Annotated in this window: 13 protein-coding genes; 8 read left to right on the top strand and 5 right to left on the bottom strand. The window is 49.3% G+C overall.

What is annotated here, in order from left to right; all coding sequences use genetic code 11:
- Window positions 1-68 precede the first annotated feature (68 nt).
- Complete coding sequence (locus tag EXU85_RS09310; RefSeq protein WP_142771819.1) at window positions 69-3,173, bottom strand: sensor histidine kinase; 3,105 nt, start codon at window positions 3,171-3,173, stop codon at window positions 69-71.
- A 357-nt stretch (window positions 3,174-3,530) separates the two neighbouring features.
- Between EXU85_RS09310 and EXU85_RS09305 the strand changes: the two genes are divergently transcribed.
- The 5 genes from EXU85_RS09305 to EXU85_RS09290 all read left to right on the top strand — a co-directional run bounded on the left by EXU85_RS09305 (window position 3,531) and on the right by EXU85_RS09290 (window position 7,121).
- Entirely contained in the window at window positions 3,531-4,772 is a 1,242-nt protein-coding gene (locus EXU85_RS09305; protein WP_246859485.1) for a histidine kinase, read from the top strand.
- Window positions 4,769-5,509, top strand: coding sequence for a LytTR family DNA-binding domain-containing protein (locus EXU85_RS09300; RefSeq protein ID WP_142771817.1), 741 nt, complete (start codon window positions 4,769-4,771; stop codon window positions 5,507-5,509). Before EXU85_RS09305 ends, EXU85_RS09300 begins: the two co-directional genes overlap by 4 nt.
- Window positions 5,510-5,533: 24 nt before the next feature.
- Window positions 5,534-6,373 (top strand): hypothetical protein, encoded by an 840-nt coding sequence (locus tag EXU85_RS09295; protein ID WP_142771816.1) that lies wholly within the window; start codon window positions 5,534-5,536, stop codon window positions 6,371-6,373.
- Window positions 6,374-6,481: 108 nt separating this feature from the next.
- Entirely contained in the window at window positions 6,482-6,640 is a 159-nt protein-coding gene (locus EXU85_RS35300) for a hypothetical protein (RefSeq protein WP_168207764.1), read from the top strand.
- Entirely contained in the window at window positions 6,606-7,121 is a 516-nt protein-coding gene (locus tag EXU85_RS09290; RefSeq protein WP_142771815.1) for a DUF6169 family protein, read from the top strand. Before EXU85_RS35300 ends, EXU85_RS09290 begins: the two co-directional genes overlap by 35 nt.
- A gap of 90 nt (window positions 7,122-7,211) precedes the next feature.
- On the opposite strand, the gene EXU85_RS09285 is transcribed toward EXU85_RS09290, so the two are convergent.
- The 4 genes from EXU85_RS09285 to EXU85_RS09270 all read right to left on the bottom strand — a co-directional run bounded on the left by EXU85_RS09285 (window position 7,212) and on the right by EXU85_RS09270 (window position 14,849).
- Window positions 7,212-9,698 carry a prolyl oligopeptidase family serine peptidase gene (locus EXU85_RS09285; RefSeq protein WP_142771814.1) on the bottom strand — a complete coding sequence of 829 codons (2,487 nt, stop codon included), beginning with the start codon at window positions 9,696-9,698 and terminating at the stop codon, window positions 7,212-7,214.
- Between the two features lie 107 nt (window positions 9,699-9,805).
- On the bottom strand, window positions 9,806-10,282 hold the full coding sequence (locus EXU85_RS09280) for a DUF4843 domain-containing protein (protein WP_142771813.1): 477 nt from the start codon (window positions 10,280-10,282) through the stop codon (window positions 9,806-9,808).
- A 10-nt stretch (window positions 10,283-10,292) separates the two neighbouring features.
- On the bottom strand, window positions 10,293-11,741 hold the full coding sequence (locus EXU85_RS09275; protein WP_142771812.1) for a RagB/SusD family nutrient uptake outer membrane protein: 1,449 nt from the start codon (window positions 11,739-11,741) through the stop codon (window positions 10,293-10,295).
- Window positions 11,742-11,768: 27 nt separating this feature from the next.
- Complete coding sequence (locus EXU85_RS09270) at window positions 11,769-14,849, bottom strand: TonB-dependent receptor (protein WP_246859483.1); 3,081 nt, start codon at window positions 14,847-14,849, stop codon at window positions 11,769-11,771.
- A 495-nt stretch (window positions 14,850-15,344) separates the two neighbouring features.
- Here EXU85_RS09270 and EXU85_RS09265 point away from each other — a divergent pair, with 495 nt between their 5' ends.
- From EXU85_RS09265 to EXU85_RS09255, 3 genes are read left to right on the top strand one after another with little or no spacing between them, the layout of a single operon-like run.
- Window positions 15,345-15,911 (top strand): hypothetical protein, encoded by a 567-nt coding sequence (locus EXU85_RS09265; protein ID WP_246859481.1) that lies wholly within the window; start codon window positions 15,345-15,347, stop codon window positions 15,909-15,911.
- Window positions 15,912-15,916: 5 nt separating this feature from the next.
- The gene (locus EXU85_RS09260; RefSeq protein ID WP_142771810.1) at window positions 15,917-16,633 is read left to right on the top strand and encodes a hypothetical protein; all 717 of its coding nucleotides are present in this window, start codon (window positions 15,917-15,919) and stop codon (window positions 16,631-16,633) included.
- A 25-nt stretch (window positions 16,634-16,658) separates the two neighbouring features.
- On the top strand, window positions 16,659-19,406 hold the full coding sequence (locus EXU85_RS09255; RefSeq protein ID WP_142771809.1) for a VWA domain-containing protein: 2,748 nt from the start codon (window positions 16,659-16,661) through the stop codon (window positions 19,404-19,406).
- Window positions 19,407-19,459: the final 53 nt, after the last annotated feature.

The raw sequence follows: 19,459 nt of genomic DNA, 5'->3' as shown, positions 1-19,459 counted from the left end.
GTTGGTTACGTTTGGCGTGTATGAACTACGCCGGAGTGTTATCCGGTCTCTGACCGGCATTCCCACACTCACTGCTTAATAAACGGCAGTTGAATCACCACCCTTGTCCCGGTAGCTTGCTGTTGATCATCGTATTTGTCGATGATGGTCACGCCAGCTGCCTGACCGCTGCGCTGCCCGATCAGTTGGAGCCGGTCTTCGGTTACGCGTAGGCCGACGCTCTGGTGTGAGGATGTCTGCTTTTTGAGCGATTTCGCCCGCTCCCGGCCTACACCATCATCATCGACCATACAGTCTAAATGGTCGGCCTGGGGCTCTATAGTGAGCTTAATACAGCCTTTATTCTGTTTATGCGCCAATCCGTGCAGAATGGCATTCTCGATGTACGGCTGGATAATCATGGGCGGAATGGCCGTTTTCTCCAGCGATAGCGACGGGTCGGTAGTGACCACAAAATCGAACTGGTAGTCGAAGCGGAGCTGTTCCAGTTCCAGGTAGAGCGTTAGTTGCTCCAGTTCGCTGGCGAGTGTTACCCACTCCTGGCGCGAATTGTCCAGAATCAGGCGCATCAGTCGGGCAAATTTAACGAGGTATTTATCGGCATTGTCACTATCATTTTGCAGAATAAATAACCGAATGGCGTTCAGCGAATTGTACAGAAAATGCGGATTCATCTGTGAGCGTAGTGCCTTCATTTCCGAAGCCGCAATCCGTTCGCGAAGTTCACTTTTTTCGCGCTGCTGACTGGCCCGTTGTTTTTCCCGCCAGCGAACGCCTAACGCCGTCACGGCTAGCAGTGTCATCAATGCAGTCAACCGAAACCACCAGGTTTGCCAGAAAGGAGCCAGAATTGTAATAGGTAGTCGATAGCCCTCCCGGTTCCAGACCCCATCGTTATTGGCGGCTATAACGTGCAGGACATAATCGCCGGGGGGCACGTTGGTGTAGCTGGCAAACGGTCGGTTTCCTTCCTGATTCCAATCCGTATCGAAATTTTCGAGTTTATAGGCGTAGCGATTATCAGCCGGATTGTCGAAACTCAGGGCGGCCATCTCGAAATTAAACATGTTCTGCGAAGGCTTGAGTTCTAAACTCGGCGGATCTGCCGATGGGTCTTGTATCATCTCCTGGCCATTCGCCCGAAACGAAGTCAGATAAACAGGAGGCACGAACCGATTTAGCCGAATTTGGTTAGGTTGTGTGTACACCAGGCTGGTCATTGCTCCGAAATAAATCCGCCCGTTTGAGTCCCGAATAATGGTACCCGACTCAAACTCGGATGGGGACGTACCATCCGCTTCATTGAAGCTCGTAAACCGAAGTCGACGCACATCCACGCTGGCCAGCCCGCTACTGGTGCTAACCCAGAGTGTATCCCCCATCATGAAAATCCCCGCAATATCGTCGTGGGGCAATCCATGCCGGGTGGTAAATACCTGACATTTACCCGTTTTCTGATTAAGACAAGCCAGACCATTATCGGTTCCAAGCCACATTCGTCCAAACCGATCTTCGGCAAAGGCCGTTACCCCTTCATCAGGCACGCTTGCTGGATCGTCGTTATGGATATATGTAGCCAGCAGTTGTAAATCTGGGCTGATTTTATACACTGGCCCCAACCCGCCAACCCACAGATTCTGGCGGCTATCAAGGTAAAGAGTATTATAGTTTTTACCCGGCAATTTCGCAATCCGTGCGTCATTGAACTGGTGCATGAATCGGTTCGTTTTCGGGTCATAGATCGTCAGTTTTTCGTTTGTCCCGATAAACAAACGTCCATCTCCTGCGTCGATAATGCCAAATACTCGTTCACCAGCAACTCCCTTATCGGCATTGATGACGGGCTTGTTTACCGATTCTTCGGGCGGAACTAGGCTCGGCACATGCTCTATCTGGCCAGTGGTAGGGTTCAACCAATCTAAACCGTCAATTGTGCCTACCCACACCTTCCCCAGTCGATCGCTTAGTACAGAATAGGTAAGGTTACTGGCTAAACTAGCGGGGTTGTTCTGTTGATGACGGTAAAGCCTATACGATTTAGTTTTTGGATTAATATAAGCCACACCATCTCGGGTGGCAACCCACACCGAGTTCGTTTTATCGACAGATAAACCTGCGGCATCCAGCCCCTCCGTTTTAACGGGCTGATACCCTACTTCATCGTAAAGCGAATGAAATTTTTCTACAGTTGGATTGAACCAACATACCCCTGCATCATCGGTTAACACCCATATGACACCTGCCCGGTCTTCGGCGAGCGCACTGATCGAGTTAGAGATCAGACTTCGCTTATTCTGCTCACTGCTGAGGTAACTGAAAAATCGGCTGGTTGCAGGGTCATAATGATAAAGCCCTCCCCCCGTTATACCCACCCATAAATCGCCTGTTCGGGTAAACAACAGGGACGAAACGGGCTGATCGGTTGCCAGTTGCGCAATGGGACTAAATACGCCTGTTGCTGGATTCAACCTGGTTAGTTTCCCTTGCCTTGTGCCTACCAGAATCTCGCCCGTTCGGGGGTGTCGGGCCAGGGCCGTTATGTGCTCATCGGGTAATGAGGTAGAACTGGCTGGATCATGCTGGAACTGGCGAACCTTTTTCGTTGGCAAATCATAGGCAAAAAGTCCGCCCTCGGTACCAATCCAAAGTGTACGCCCATCGGGCAGCAGTCGACGGATCGACTTAACGGCCGGGGTCGACTCATCCGGGAGTGCAAGCAGGACCGCGTGGCCAGTAGCTGGATCGAAGTCAATTACGCCCCCCTTAGTGCCTAACCACAATCGACCATTCTGGCCGTCGGCTATCAAACGAATAAAATTACAGCCCGGCCCTACCTGAGTAAACGAGTAGCGCCGAAATGACTGCGTTGCTGGATCAAACCGATTCAATCCCTCCTGCGCCCCCGCCCAAAGGGTTCCGTTTCTGTCGGTAAACACATACCGAACAATACGGTGCGACAAGGACCGAGGATTACCCGGCTGATTGGTGAACGTCTGGCAACGTAACCCATCGAACCGGGTCAGGCCTCTGACGGTTGCAATCCAGACAAAACCAGGTTTATCCTGGGCCATGGCTACTGTATAGTTGGCAGCCAGTCCCTGTTGCAATGAAAGTCGTTGAAACGCTAAAGCCGGAGCCTGCCCTTGTCCCTTGCCCCAGCAAGAAAGCAACATAACCAGCAAAAGCGGTCCTCGCCACCTACAAACCCAGCTTGCTTGCCTATAACCCCCCGTTTTTATCCGATTATCGCTAATCTGGCTACATATCATACCCTTTCAGGCTCCCCTAACTGTTCTAGTTAGTCCCCGGAGCGAATATAGATGATTTACAGCCAGTTTACGTACGTTAGGGCCAGATGAACGTTCGTATTGGTTACCCAGCCCAAAAGCTGACTGAAAACGCATCGCCAGAAAGCAGAAACAGTCAACCAGTTATCGGGCTAAATCTACCCATTATTCATTAACGCTATTGTCTGATCAAAACTATGCATTCTTTTGTAAGGTAATTATCCCCTAAATGCAATCGGGCAAGTGGCAAGTGACAAACGAATCGTATCTCGACCTACCTATCAGCAATCGTTGAAAGATGAGCTGGAAGTAGAACGGGTCATTAATTTTTTTGCCATGTCGCTTTTAGATCAGACCACCGTTGAGGAAGTACTGTGGGACGTTGCGAAGAATTGCATTGCCCGGTTGAATTTTGTGGACTGCGTGGTATACAGGCTCGACGAAGCACGGAGCGTACTGGTGCAGAAAGCCGCCCACGGCCCCAAAAGTCCATCAATGGGGGTTATTCATGATCCGATTGAAATACCGGTAGGCCACGGCATTGTTGGCGAAGTAGCCCGAACCGGCCAGCCCGAACGGATTGGCAACACGACCCAGGATAAACGCTACATTGCCGATGATGCCATACGCTACTCGGAAATTACAGTGCCTATCTGGCTTAACGGGCGCGTTTGGGGGGTTATAGATGCCGAGCATCCGAAGCGAAACTTTTTCCGCCCTCATCACCTAACGGTACTGACGAAAATAGCGGCCCTCTGCGCTCAGAAAATCCGCCGGGTCGAAACGGAGCTAGCTTACCAGCAGGCTCAGCAACAATTGTCGGACAATAACCGACGGATTGCCGAGGCCAAATTGCTGGCCCTTCGTATGCAGATGAATCCGCATTTCGTCTTCAACAGCCTGAACGCAATCAATAAATTTGTTCTGCAAAACGACAGCGAACAGGCGTCACTCTATCTGACCAAATTCGCCCGCTTAGTGCGACAAGTGCTGGCCAATACCCAAACCGATTGGGTATCCCTGCGCGACGAATTAACGGCCTTACAGAGTTATATTGAGCTGGAGCAACTGCGCTCTGACGGCCATTTTGATGTAACGGTCCGGGTCGATCCGAAGCTGAATGCCGATTCGGTTCAGGTACCACCGTTGCTGGTTCAGCCCTATGTAGAAAACGCCATTCGGCACGGTCTGCTCCCGCTACACAATCGTCGGGCAATTCTCCATATTGACTGTAAGCGAATTGGAAACCGCTTAGCCATTTCTATCACCGATAATGGTATCGGGCGGGATGCGGCCATTAGCAGTCGCCCTCAAAGCCTGACGGCCCACCAGTTTCACGGCAGTCGAATTGCGGAAGAACGGGTGGTATTAGTCAATGACTTATATGCCGTTGACGCCCGAATTGATAGCCTTGATTTAATTGGGCTGGATGGTCAGCCCGCCGGAACCTGCATTACCTTCACCATGGACCTCAAACCTCAATGACTGCACTACTAATTGATGACGAAAAGCACTGCCGCGATGTGCTGACCCTGCTCCTGAAGCGGTATTGCCCCCATGTTCAGATACTGGCGAATTGCGCCAGTGGAGCCGAAGGTCAGGCGGCTATTGAAACGCTGCACCCAGACCTGGTTTTCCTGGATATTGAAATGCCCGGCATGAGCGGTTTCGATATGCTGGAAGCCTGCCGGTACAGTAAATTCCGGGTCATTTTCACAACAGCCTTCAATGAGTATGCCATTAAAGCAATCAAGCACAACGCGCTGGACTATATCCTGAAACCTGTTGATAAAGATGAACTGATCCGGGCGGTGTCAAAAGCTGAACAGGAATTAGCCAGCCAGGCACCGCCCCGCGTTGACCAGCTATTGACTTATCTGCAAACCCAACGGGCCGGCGACCGGATTGCCCTGCCTACCATGGAAGGGCTACAAATCATCCACAGCGAAGAAATCTATTACTGCGAATCGGACGGGGGCTATACACGTTTTGCGCTAAAGAACGGCCAGATTATCTTGATTTCCAAGACGTTAAAAGAGGTAGAGGAAGTACTTGAAAGCAAGGGATTTTGCCGGGTGCACCATAGCTACCTGATCAACCTGCGGTATGTACAGCGCTACATACGGGGCGATGGCGGAGAAGTTGTTATGGCGAATAACAAAACGCTACCTGTTTCCAGAAATAAAAAACAGGAGTTCCTCAGCTTACTGGAAAAAATATGACCCTCTTTACAATTACATTCCGTTATGTTTCTGCTCGGCCCATTCTTGGCACGTTACTGGATTTTATCCGTTTCCGTCATGCTCCTGATGCGTTGTAACAAAGCTGATTTAAAGGCCAGTTCGGCAACTGACCCAGCCCATCTTCAGGTAAATACGGTTATCCATAGACACCTAGTTGAGGATGGTCATGTTAGTCATTTCATTCGGGCTTATGTAAAAGATGAATCGGGCAAATCGGTTGCAGATCCGGCCATTCAGATTACCGTAAATGGGCAACCCTTGCGTCTGAACGGGGGGTCGACGAATTATTATGGCGCCTTCCCGTACTACGAACGAGCAACAGGTTCGGAAGCCGACATACAGGGCGGCACAACCTACACGTTTACGGTGGTCTTACGCGATGGCACTGAATACCCCATTGGCAGTATTGATACCCAGCCGGATCTTACCCCCGACCAGTTACCGCTCCCCATGAGTCACCCCCGTAATCAGCCTTTGTTGCTCCGCTGGAAGGCTATTGGGGAGAGCAATTATTTTTCAGCCCTCTGGAAACGCTACCAGGGCGAAAGCTCACAAAGTGAACTGCTGGTGAGCAAGATCAACGAAACCAGGGATAAATGGGGGCATATCATCCAGGAAGAAGGCAGTGGCGATCAGGCGGATTATATTACCCTTAACGTCAGTACAGGCAGCGGGTCTTCAACGATTCCGGATACGTATTTCGATGGTCCACAGCGTACGTTCAATGCGCTGAGCCTGATGCTGACATCAACCAAAACCGTGGATGTAATCGGCCCGTTTCGCAAAGGCAGTACGCTAAGTAGTGAGCGCACTCAGTTGTACCGGGTTAATGTGGTGGATTAACCAAACCAATATGCTTTTACGCCACGTGTTTTAGTAGCCAAACTTTATTCTAAATTGCACCGTTATCAAAGTGAACCTACAACTTATCATACTCAAAGGGGCTGAGCTATGAAAACGATCAAACATACTATCCCTTCTTCTGCGAAGGACAGTCCGGTTGTCAAGAAAATTCTTGCCGATAAGCGGGCGTTAAGGGAGCATTGGGCGAACGTAAAAAACGGGACGAGTGCCAGTGAAAAGAAGCCAGATCACCTACAATCCGTATAGTTGCACACGAGAAGATACTCCTACGGGGACAGATTTTTTCTTTACTACCGATTGGGAAGTGCGCTATGTGGCGCACTTTTCTAGTTATGGGTACCTATTCGGAGCCGACCAGATAGGATGCCAGTTTTACTCCTTCGATCTTTTTCCTGTTGGCATGTATAAGCCTCCCAAAGGCACTCCAGAAGATCTTCGTATTGCCGCTACCGTTCAATATCTATTCGCCACCTGGTTTGAGCAGATGAGCAACATCATCATTGCCGTCTATGAAGATTCGGATAGGCTCCAGCATGCCCGTAGAAAAAAGTTTGAGAGCTGGTTCGAGGATAGTGGTGTCGACTACATCGAAAAGCATGATTTTGAGTTTACTGAAGAAGAAGGAACCCGGTTGGCTTCATTATTTATCCATATGGATTTTGTCGCAAAGGAGCAGGCGATAACCAATTTCATTTCGGCGATCGTGAATGGTCATGTATCTATCTAATTCTACCCACTAAGCCTAGCATAACAAAAAAAGGCCATCAAGCTATTGGAATAGCTGATGGCCCATTGAGTAATCCTATTGTTCAGAAAGCTATTTATTATTTCCGCTGCCCAGTTTTCCGGCTTTGTTTGCCTGTCCGGCAGCGGCTGGGTTTTTCACGTACTTATCTAACCAGCCGTTCATTTCCCACAGCATGTGCAGTAGTGACTCCTTGGCTGTGTAGCCGTGGCTTTCGTACGGCAGGAATACCAATCGCGTCGTGGCGCCAAAGCCTTTCAGGGCGTTGTAATAACGCTCCGACTGGATTGGGAAAGTTCCGGTGTTGTTATCGGCTTCGCCGTGTACTAACAGCAGGGGGGTTTTCATTTTGTCGGCGTTCATGAATGGCGACATGTTGTTGTACACCTCAGGTGCCTGCCAGTAGCTGCGTTGTTCGTTCTGGAATCCAAAAGGAGTCAGCGTCCGGTTGTATGCACCGCTCCGGGCAATACCACCCTTAAACAACTTACTGTGCGAGAGTAAATTCGCAGTCATGAAGGCACCATACGAGTGACCGCCCACGCCCACCCGGCTCGAATCGACCACACCCAATCGAACCCCTTCGTCGATGGCCGCTTTCGCACTCGACACGAGTTGTTCTACATACGTATCGTTCGGTTCTTTATCGCCTTCGCCCACTATGGGGATGCTGGCATTGTCCAGAATGGCATAGCCCATGGTTACAAAGGCAGCACCGCCCCAATAGCTAATCCGGTTGAACTGATAAGGCGATCCCGATACTTGGCTGGCCGCTTCTTTACTTTTGAACTCGGCCGGATACGCCCACAAAAAGGTTGGCAGTGGTCCCTGTTCTTTCTTATAACCCACGGGTAAATAAAGCGTAGCCGTCAGTTCAACACCATCCGTCCGCTTGTAGCGAAGCTGCTGCTTCTGCACGCCTTTTAACTGCGGATAAGGATGCGGGAAGAACGTTGCCTGAATGGGTGCAATTTTGGCTTTCAGGTTCCGAACGAAATAGTTGGGATTTTCGTCAGGCGTTTCGCGGGTGGTCAGAATTACCTGTTTCGTTGCGTCCAGAATAGCAATTGGTCGCTCGAAATACGGAGCAGCCGACCGCCAAAGCTCCTTTGTCTGCTTTGTTTTCAGGTTCAACAGGCTCACAAATGGCCGATCACCCTCGGGCGACGAACCTATCGCGTTGAGCATCAGAATGTCGCCGGTTGGTAAAATGTTCAACACTTCACGGCCATACTGATTATGCTTCATATCGGGTTGGCCCGGATTGGTGTACCGATCTTCGTACGAACGATCAAACAGAACTGAGGTCTGCCAGGTGGTTGGGTTAACGATTTTGGTGATCGTTTTTCGATTCTGCCACCAGCGTTCGTTCGCCAGTGCCGTTGTTTCATTGCCCCAATCGAAGTTTTCGAAGCGGAACTGAGCCGCATAAATTTCTTTGGGTTGCGCCGAGAAAGGAGCGTCAATCTGGAAAACCTTATCCCGAATGTCAGCTTTCACTTTCGGATCGCCACTGTCCTGAGCTACGGTGTAATAAGCCGTAGCAGGCGCATCGGCCCGCCAGTTAAAATCACGCGGACCGGTAGGAGCGCCATCCCGACTGTAGGGAACAGCTTCCTGCAAGGGTCCATCGTTCAGGGTTTTAACCAGCGAACCAGCAATCGCGTAAATTTCGGTTTTGAGGGGGAAGCGATTTACGGGCACCAGATACGAGAATGGTGTATGAACGGTCTCGATCATGACGTACTTGCCATCTGGCGACGGGTCTGAGGAGAGAATAATACCGGGCTGACCAATGGTGGTCACCGTTCCATCCAAACCCACCCGGGCAACCTGTGCCGTGGTGTAATAGGCAAACTGCTTTTCGTCGGATGGATTTTTGAGCAAATCCTGATACGTTGGGGCTTGTCCACGCGACCCTTTTACGTTCTCCTGCGTAGTCGGGCCAGCCGGAACCCGGCTTAATTCAGGAGCTGGCCCGCGACCGGCCGGAATGGTTTTCACAATCAGGCTCTTGCTGTCGGATACCCAGTGATAGGGTACACCGAGGGTGGCATTGATGGCAATCGAACCAACTTTTTGAGCAGCTGCGGTAGCTACGTCAGCAATGTATAAATCGATCCGGCTGTCGGTCGAATTCGCAAAGGCAATCTTCGTTCCATCGGGCGACCATTGAACGAAGCTAAGTAGCGGTGTAGCCGGAAGACCCGTTATTGCTTTCTCGTCTTTGTCAGTCAGTTTTTTGAGTTTCAGACCCGTGATGTAGCGCGCCCGACTAGGGCCGTTATTAGCCGGATTCAATCGCAATCCAGCCAGTTTAAATTCAGGCTGAGCCAGTTCGTCAATGCCGGGAGCCCCTGCCTGTTCAAGAAAGAGCATCATATCGCCCTTGTCCGACATGCTCACGTTCGGGGTGGGCGGCATCGTTACTAAATCGGCTAACGCTTTGGGGGGCGTTTGATAGGCCGGTGCATCCTGGGCCTGTACGCCAAGCGAGACGGCAATCCAGGAAATGAGCAAAAGCCACCGGCTTTTTTGAGTCGTTAGGTTGTGAAGCATAAAGTAAGCGAGTGTTTCAGGTTATTGGGTAATAAAGATAAATCGAAAACAAATGACATAGCTTATAAAAAAATGCCGCAACCTGTTCTGGCTGCGGCATTTGACTCTTAAAACGAAATTCGATAACCTACCTTTTTGTAATTTTCATTCGGGGTGATGTCCGAACCGTTTCCTTCCAGTGTCAAAACCAGGTCAACCGTTTTAATTGTACCCGTTGGCGCAGCCCCCGTTAATATATTGACAGCGCAGTTCCCGAAACTGGATTTGGCCGGAATCGTGAACGTATTTCCGTTCAGGCTATAGTGCACCCCTTCTATGGCTGTCGTATTGTCTTTATCGACGGAGAACTTGATGACTTCATCATTGTTCCGCTGGGCACCTACCAGATTCACCTGGGTAGTTTGCGTACCGGCCCCGTTCTTGATTGCCAGGAGCGGGTACGTTTTTCCAACGGCGAGGGACGTAACAACCGTCGCCTGAAATTCAACAACCGTTTTTTTATAGATAAAGTCGTTTTCCTTGAAACAGGAAGTTTGTGCGAGTAAGACAACGCCTATCAGCACGAAACGCAATAGTCTTTTCATAGTAACTGGCTTAGTAGTTATAGTTTTGTTGCAGTTTGCGGTTATTGTTGATCTCGCTGATCGGAATACGGGCCAGAACGCGGTAATCTGTAAACGGCAGATTGGTGGTCTTAACAATATCGCGGCCCAGGCGTTTGAGATCCCAGAAACGGTGCCCTTCGAACGCAAACTCCAGACGACGCTGCTTGATAATTTCATCCAGCAATGCGGCTCCTGTCAAACCCGTTTTTTCGGGCAGCCCCGACCGAGTCCGGATGGTATTCAAATCCTTGATTGCATCGGCTTCTCTTCCTAAGCGATAGTAGGATTCGGCGCGGTTCAGGTACATCTCCGAAATCCGGATAACCGGAACGTTATCGAGGTTGATAGTCCCATTTTTACCCAGAAATTTGGTAGTCTCGATGTTCTGCGCACCACGCCCTTTCGTTCCTAATTCATACAATTGACGACGAATATCCAGCACCGCGCCAGACGCATCTTTCTCCGACTCCAGATCGGCCAGTAGGGCTGCCGTTGGAACAACATCACCGAAACCGCCGGTTTGTGCCGTATTTCCAAGCGTTACCAACGTTGTAAAGGTTGTTTGCAACGAGAGGTTTACGCCAATGTTCTCATTTGTCTGAAAATTAATTTCGAACATCGACTCTGGATTTACAGCGGTGCGCCAGCCAGCAACATAGGTGGTTTTCGACTGAAATGAGCCTACACCAGACGCCAGCGCACTGGTTGCGAAGTCGGCCGATTCCTGGTATTTTCCGGCATACAGTGCTACGCGGGAATACAATGCCTGAGCCGCACCCTTCGTTGCATAAACTGGTCCTCTCGAATTAGCAGTTCCTGTCAGTTTATCGATAGCTACCGTCAAATCGGCCAGGATCTGGGTATACACCTCATCAATGCTTGGTCGACTTGGATAATCTACCTGTTGCAACGTCAACACACCCGTCAGCGAGAGTGGAACGCCCCCCCGGTTATATTCTGGAATAATGGCCGTTGGCATATACGCATAGGACTTCACTAAATCGAAGTACATCAACGCTCTGAGAAACGAACACTGACCCAGGTACGAATTGCGTTGTGCATCTGTCATCGTCACCTTAGGCAACGCAGCCAGTATGAGGTTTGCCTGGTTGATGCCATAATAATCCTGCGTCCAGTTGATCATGTGATTACCCGGCTGATTCTGATATTCTGCTACCAGACGGCTTGAGTTGTTGGTTGCCCGCCCATTATCAGAAAGCACTTCGGGGATGGCAATCAAATCCCGACCATATAAATCCGTATGTTGCAAGGCATCATAAACGGCATTGACGGCGGCATTAACGGCCTCCTGGGTGGTAAGAGCTGTTGATGAATCAACGGCTGTTTTTGGCTTTACGTCAACCAAACTACTACAGGCAAAGAGCCCACACGTCAGGACCGACGTGGCAAGCGCTCGCTTAAACATATATTTTTTCATAAACTAAATGACAAAGGATGAAGTGAATTATAAACCGATCTCGACACCGAACGTATAGGTCTTCGATTGGGGAATAGCACCCGTGTTACCCGACCCGAAGTTCAGGAATTCCGGATCGTAACCTGTCCATTTCGTCCAGGTAAGCAGGTTCGTTGCTACCGCATACACGCGAACGTTCTGAAGCAACTTGGTACGGGTAAGCAGTGCTTTCGGGAAGGTATAAGCCAACTGTACTTGCTTTAAGCGGATATACGAAGCATCTTCAATGGACCGACTTGTACTGGATACGTATGACGACCCAAGTACTTCGGCACCTCCATTATAGGGACGTGGAACGTCAGTGATTTGGCCCGGTGTTGTCCAGCGATTGTTGTAGGTATCTAGCAGCGTATTCACGTTACGGGATCCGTCATCGATCAGTGTAAGCCCTTGCGAGTTGTTGACGCGACGACCGAATTCGTACTGAAAAAACGCCGTCAGGTCAAAGCCTCTGTACGAAATCTGGTTACGCCAGCCGCCGTAAATATTGGCAAAGTCTGATCCCAGGTATTTAGAATCACGTGGCGTTTGGTAGGTATACACGATATTGCCATTCTGGTCGTACCACATGGCCCGACCCGTAGCAGGATTCACCCCAGCATAAACAGGGGCATAGTTGGCATACACAGGCTTACCAACAATGAAGTTACGCGTAACGGTCGTATTACCCGCCTGCACCGGTGCCGTTAACAGCACAAGGCTATCGACGTTGGCTTGTGGCGAAATACCATCATATAACTTGGTAACCTTATTGTCGATCACCGAGAAGTTAAAGCTACTTTCCCAGCGTAGCGACGAGGTTTTCAGGACATCGACCGTAATCTCGGCTTCAAAACCCCGGTTTTTCACCTGCCCCGCGTTGAATGTAATCGTTGTATAACCACTGGTGTTAGGCACTTGCCGTTGCAACAACAGGTCGTTACTAGTCCGATCATATACATCAAACTGACCACGAATCCGGTTATTAAAGATGCCATATTCCAGCCCTGCGGCAATTTCCGTATTCCGCTCCCATTTCAAATCGGGGTTCGACAGCGTAGTGACGTTAATACCGCTACCACCATTATAGTTAGCACCACCATTATACAAACCTCTTGAATCGAAGTTTCCGATCTGGTCGTTACCCGTAGATCCGAAGCTGGCCCGAACTTTCAATTCGGTCAATACGGGGTTGCCTTTCAGGAAACTCTCATCCGACACTAACCAGCTACCCGAAATAGAAGGGAAGAAACCGAACAGGTTGTTGGCACCAAAACGGGACGAACCATCATAGCGCCCGATAAGCGACAGGAAGTAGCGGCTATTGTAGTTATAGTCGATCTTACCAAAGGCAGAAGCCCGGTGGTAGCCCGTCCAGAAACTTGACATGCTCTGGTAATTAGCAGCAGCCGAGATGTACTGAAAGGCCGATGTTGGAAATCCATAAGCCGAACCGCTGGTTCCATTCCGGGTGTCGCTCCGATACTCAAGTCCAGCCAGTGCATTGATTGAATGTGCACCAAACTGGTGGGTATAGGAAAGGGCCCCGTTTGTGAGGAAGTTGATGCTTTCTTCGTTCTGGAACGAGTCGCGGCCCTGCACACTAAACGCATCCTGAATACGCGGATCGGCATAATAATTCCCTTTAATAAGCCGGTAATCCAGGTTGACGGTTGGCCGGAACGTTAACTGGGGTGTTATTTTATAGACAAGCGCTGCACTACCCACCAGTTGATTCGTGGTTGCTGTGATTTTAGCGTAATCGGCCGACAGAATAAAGTTGTGGCTAACCACCCCAACAGCACCGCCCGTAAGAGGGGTGTTGGCGTACGTTCCATCTGCGTTATAAATCGCATTAGTCGGTACCATTACCGGTCCTCCGAACGCAGCTGACCCCAGAAACCCACCCCCATTGGGCGACGCATACTGACCGCCCTGTGTTGTTGTACTCAGGTTGATAGACTGCTCAAATTGTAGTTTATCCGACAGTTTCTGACCCAGCCGTAAGCTCGTTGTAAACCGTTTGAAGTTGATTCCAACCACGTTACCATCCTGTGTATTATAAGATGTTGAAAAATGGAAGGTATTCCTCTCACTGCCACCCGAGAGCGAGACCTCGTAATTCTGTACTCGCCCGCTGCGCATAGCCGCCCGTTGCCAGTCGTAGGTTTTCAGCGTATCAACAATACCTTGTAACTGGTTTTCGCCCAGGCTCGCTATAGTTGCCGCCGGATAACGAAGAATACCCAAAACCTGCTGAAGTGCCCAGGTTCTTGACTGAGTTGGGTTAGCATTCGCAAAAGCCTCGGTACGCACATTTACCCATTGCTGCGAGTTAAGGACATCAAAAAATTTGATTGGCTCAATAACACCCTGGTAGTAGTTGAGTTTTACCTGAGTCCGGCCTGCTTTCCCTTTTTTCGTGGTGATGATGACAACCCCGTTAGCCGCCTGTGACCCGTAAATAGACGCAGCCGCGGCATCCTTCAATACCTCAATCGACTCAACGTCATTTGGGTTCAGGAAGTTGATTGGATTTGAGCTGGCGTATGTGTTGGTATTCTGCGTATTAAGCTGCACGCCATCAACAATGTAAAGTGGTTCGTTACCAGCCGTAATGGAACCTACGCCCCGGATACGTACCTGCATGGCACCGCCGGGAGCACCATTGGCAGAGGAAATTTGTACGCCCGAAATACGTCCCTGCATAGCGCGGTCAATACTTTGAGCGGGAACGTTCTGAATATCGGTGCCTTTAATTTTAGAAACGGCTCCGGTTACTTCCCGTTTGCTGAGAACGCCACCGTAACCCGTAACAATGACTTCCTGCAGATCACTATTCGTGCTCTGCAATTGAATGGTAATCGTGCTTCGGTTACCCACTTCAACTTCCAGACGCGCAAAGCCAATCGACGAAACAACCAGTGTTGGCTTACCTGATACAGCCAGGCTAAAATTACCACTGGCATCAGCAGTAGTACCTTTTGTAGTACCCTTAACCGATATACTGGCTCCGGGTAATGCACCTCCGTCATCGCTGGAGGTGACGCGTCCTGTAATAACGCGATCCTGAGCATATGAGAAACTCATTACGCCCAATAGCATTAATAAAAGGTTAAATAGTAGTTTTCGAACCATCTTTGATGAGTGCTTAAATGTTACACTTAAAAGTATAGCCACCCCAGCATTCAAACAAATTAAATTTTGATATTAAGTTAAATTTCAATTTTATATTTTACAAATACCATATATATAGATATATTATCCTAAATAATCATAATATATAAAGATTAAATACCATTTCTCTGTTCGTATATTAGTTCACGTGTTTTAGCCTCTGCACTAAGCGGAAATTCTTCTAAGCAAAGGCATACAACCTCAACCAATTCAGGCTGATTAGCTCACGCGTAAACCACATAATCTACGTGGCAGGTGTATCAGATTATCATTTCATCTCCACAGGTTATGGCCTTAAATCCACCCGTTATTCATTGCCAATAGATTCTCAGTTGGTTCAACCGCAACTTCGAGTATTAAAACTCCTTAGCTCTATCGGCAGAGGGCAGACACGTGTCTTCGAAACCCATGATCAAATCGACAATTATCTTGACAGCGCTAGTCCTTATGACCGCTGGCCCACTCAATGCAACTAATAGGAACCCATCCTATACGGTTAACAACCATACCGATGCTGAAGAAGCAACTCGCACTGTATTGGATTTCCTGGGCTGGTATAAAGCCCATATTAGTTCAACCAGTAAGATCATTCTGGTGAATCAGCAAGCGGGTAAAAATTATTCGGTAAATACGAAAAATACAGAGCAGTACCTGGCGTATCTGAAAAGCAGTCATAAGCTAACTGACACCTATCTGAATGAATGGCGAACGTATTTTAAAGAGCGGCAGGCGGGTTTTCAACTGAGCCCCCAACATGAAGGCCCGCCTACTGGATTTGAATACGATCTGGTTATGCTCAGTCAGGATGTAGATATGCAATTGAACTCCCTGAAAGCACTGAAAATCAATTCGGTGAAGGTTCATCAAAATCGAGCCTCTGTAAAATTTTTCCTACTTGAAGACTATGAATTTCGTTTGGTATGCCAGAACAACCACTGGCTGATCAACGAAATCCTGAACCTAAGTGCCGAATAACACCCATGGAACGGACACTTACGTTAGGCATCGCCTGTTTATGTCTGGCACCGCTCTTCTTTTGGCTGGGGTTTGGTATGGTATGGTGGTTTACTAAAGATGCAGGTGGCGGTGGAGAAGATCGTATTGCCTATGGCTACTTTGGCGTGCTGGGTGGTCTTGCGCTAGCCGGTATTGGTATAGCTATTCTTTGGTATCTTAGCAGTCGTTTTTTGGTACTGCACTCCTTACGTTATCTTCAGATTGCCGACGCTATACTCATTGTAGGGTGGCTTGTTTATTGGGCCGTGAACACAGCTCAGGAACCTCAGCGACTGAGTTATGAAGGCAAATGGGCGGCTCTGGAGATCGAAGTAAAAGCAGCCAAACCGCTATTGGCAGGCTCAGACATTGCATCGGCGATTTCAATGGACTATATCGGAGGCCAAAATAGCGGCAATTTCCCCCGCTCCGAAGCCGTTCGGAAAGAAGGTGAATTCCTTATTTTGCCCTGGGCTACGGCACCTATGTATGTCGACAAGTGGCAGATGCGGGTGTTTTTACACAACAAACCATTGCTCTTTCCACTAGATTTACCCCGGTTGCCAACTCAATCCACAGACTGGTCGAGCTGGATTTCACCAGTGCAATATCAGGAGTATGTCATCCCTGCGGATGTGCAACAGAAACTTACGCTTCGGTATCGTCTTCGACTCGTCCCGGCTACCGAGAATTTCCATTAAGTAATCGCGCAAAATCACCCTAGTTATGCATCCCTACCTGTGCTTATTTCTTATTTGCTTTGCCTATTTCGCATCTGGTCAGGCACTGCGCGAAACACCTCAGCAGGCACTCAACCAGTACGTCGCCTTCCTGAATCAATCGGTGGATGAAGTGAGTGACCGATTCCAGCGCGTACAGGCTTACTATACTGATATGAGCGCCTATCAAGCCCGAGGGCATTCTCAATTGCCCTTACGATTGTCGCCGTCGGGGATGCTGGAGGACTACTATTATAAAAAAGCGCTCACTGGCGATGCATTCACGGATGCCGAGAAACAACGCCTAAAATCTGGCGCTCAGTCGCTCTGGAAATTAGTGAACAAAATAGACCAGACGGCTAAAGCCTTAGAAACCTATGACCGACTCAAAGATTATCAGCGTGATAATTTCAAGAAAGCAAACACGCTCATCACCGACCTTCAAGCCCTTACAACACAGTTTAGCCGCGACAAAGACACGCTGTATAAGCAGATCCAACGGGTCTATCGCCGATACCAACCATACCGCTCGTCGGATGCCTACCTCTACACCGAGAAAGAAATGGAGCAGGTGCTACTCAGCCAGCAACGATTGCTCGATACCTTATCCTATTACCTTAATGAGAATGGGAAGTCAAACTGGCCAGTGAAGTTCATCCAGCAAAGCATAGTCGCCGACGAAAAACTGCTGAATGAGTTTGGCAAAGGCAAGTCCGTTATTGAGTATCCGGCTTCTGATATGGTGGGGTCGTTCAAAGCCGGTTTGCAAACGATTCAGGCGGTAAAGAAGCGGGGTGTCGATGAGTATACCTTTGCCGCTCAGCAAACGGCCCGGCATAACAACGAATTTTATCGGTCATTCATCAACCAGTATAACAACGATCTGCTCAACTGGTATCAGAGTTTCGTCAAATACAGTGCAGCCACCAGGCAACTACTGGATTACCCTAAGTATGCTCCTGTTTTTGCGTTTGATGTTCCCAGTGCTCCCGCTCCAACTACCAGTCAGACGGAGCCATTCCGGGATAGTAAACCCATTGCCTTTACGGTAAAACCGGCCACAGCCCCAGCCAGTGCAGCAACCTTTGCCGCTTTAAATGCGTATGTGGACTTTATCAACGAGTCATTGCGACAGATGAATCAGATGCAGTTGCTGGTACGTAATTACCAATCGTCGGCAGCGTACTATCGGGAACCGGGCTCCGCCAAACGGCGAAGCAATCTGACGTATTCGCATGAGGACTACAACGTCCCCTTATCTGAGCATCAGTTGCTGGTTATCAATACACCCCAGATTCCTCAACCGTATCGGGCGTCTATCAACGGGCAGGCCGATGTGCTCCTGGCTATTCTGAAAGAAATGGACGCATTAAGTATTGAGTTGATTACCTACACCAGTACCAAACAGTACGAACAGGATCACCTGAAACGCTCCGACGCTATTCTGGATCGATACGCTTATCTCTTCGACATCTTCGACAAAAAAAAGGAACAACTTTACCAGGACGTCCGGCGCATTCATGAGAGTTATCCTGTAAAGAAACCAGTCACGCCCTGGAACGTATCGGGAAAAGCAATGCTGAAGCTTGTCGACCTGAACAAAGAGATTCTATTTGGCATTCGAGCGTATCTGAAAGGCGAAGCTACTCAGGTACCACCTACCGATGCCCTGCAAGCCGAAGCCCGAACCCTGATTACGGACGAATATCAGAATCTAAAGGGCTTAAAACGGTATGGACGCAGCAATGGCCTTTGCCCGTACACACCTTATGAAGATCTTGCCGAGAACTCACTTCGGCTCGCCGAAATGGCCCAGAAAGTTGCCGGAAAATCAGCGAGCCAGGCGTACGAAACCTTTTACTATTTCTTCAACAACGAGGTCGCCTACCCGTACAATAAGTTCAGCGAGTTGGCTACTATGGGCGTTCTGAAGACCATCAATGAACCAAACGTTCTGGCCTTCCAACGGTCTGTTTCCTCAACAACTCCCCTACTGGTAACCGAAAAAGTTACCCCGCCAATAAAAGAGCCGATTGCCGAAACGAAACCAATTGCGCAAAATACAACCACTGTAACTCCCATAAGTAGCCCAACCACCACGATGGGGAAGACGGTCATCCGGCACGATACGGTGTATGTCAATCAAACAAAAGTCGATACGGTATATATCGACCGGCCCGGTCAACCAAACGTGGTTAACTCGCTGGCCGGGTTTGCCGCGAACAACATGGTGTTGCTCTTGGATGTATCAGGCTCCATGGATTCGCCGTATAAGTTACCCCTCTTAAAAAAATCCATCAAATCGCTACTGAACATTGTCCGGCCCGAAGATCAGCTTTCGGTTATCGTCTATTCCGGCAAGGCGAAAGTAGCCCTCAAGCCCACCTCGGGCAGCAACGCCAGCGAGATTGCCCGTATAATCGACCAGCTCCAGTCCGACGGCGATACGGATGGCAATGGCGGTATTCGCTTAGCCTACAAAGTAGCCAACAAGAATTACATCCGGGCAGGCAACAACCGAATCATCCTGGCCACCGACGGCGAATTCCCAGTGAGTGACGAGGTGTTTCAATTAGTCAGCGAAGCCAGTACGCAGGATGTTTATCTGACAATTTTCACCTTTGGTCAGAAGGAAGTGAACGGTCAGAATCTCAAAAAATTAGCCCAGACCGGCAAAGGCAGCTACACGCACATCACCAAAGAGAACGCAAACCTGCAATTGATTCTGGAGGCACAGGCGAAGAGAATGCCGTAGCATTCGAGGGCAAGATTGGACTTTGTATAGAGGTTATACAGCAGTAGCTGATG

It is taken from the genome of Spirosoma sp. KCTC 42546 (genome assembly GCF_006965485.1).
Lineage (GTDB): Bacteria > Bacteroidota > Bacteroidia > Cytophagales > Spirosomataceae > Spirosoma.
The sequence above is the reverse complement of the archived record's forward strand: the minus strand, read 5'-3'. Positions and strand labels throughout refer to the sequence as shown.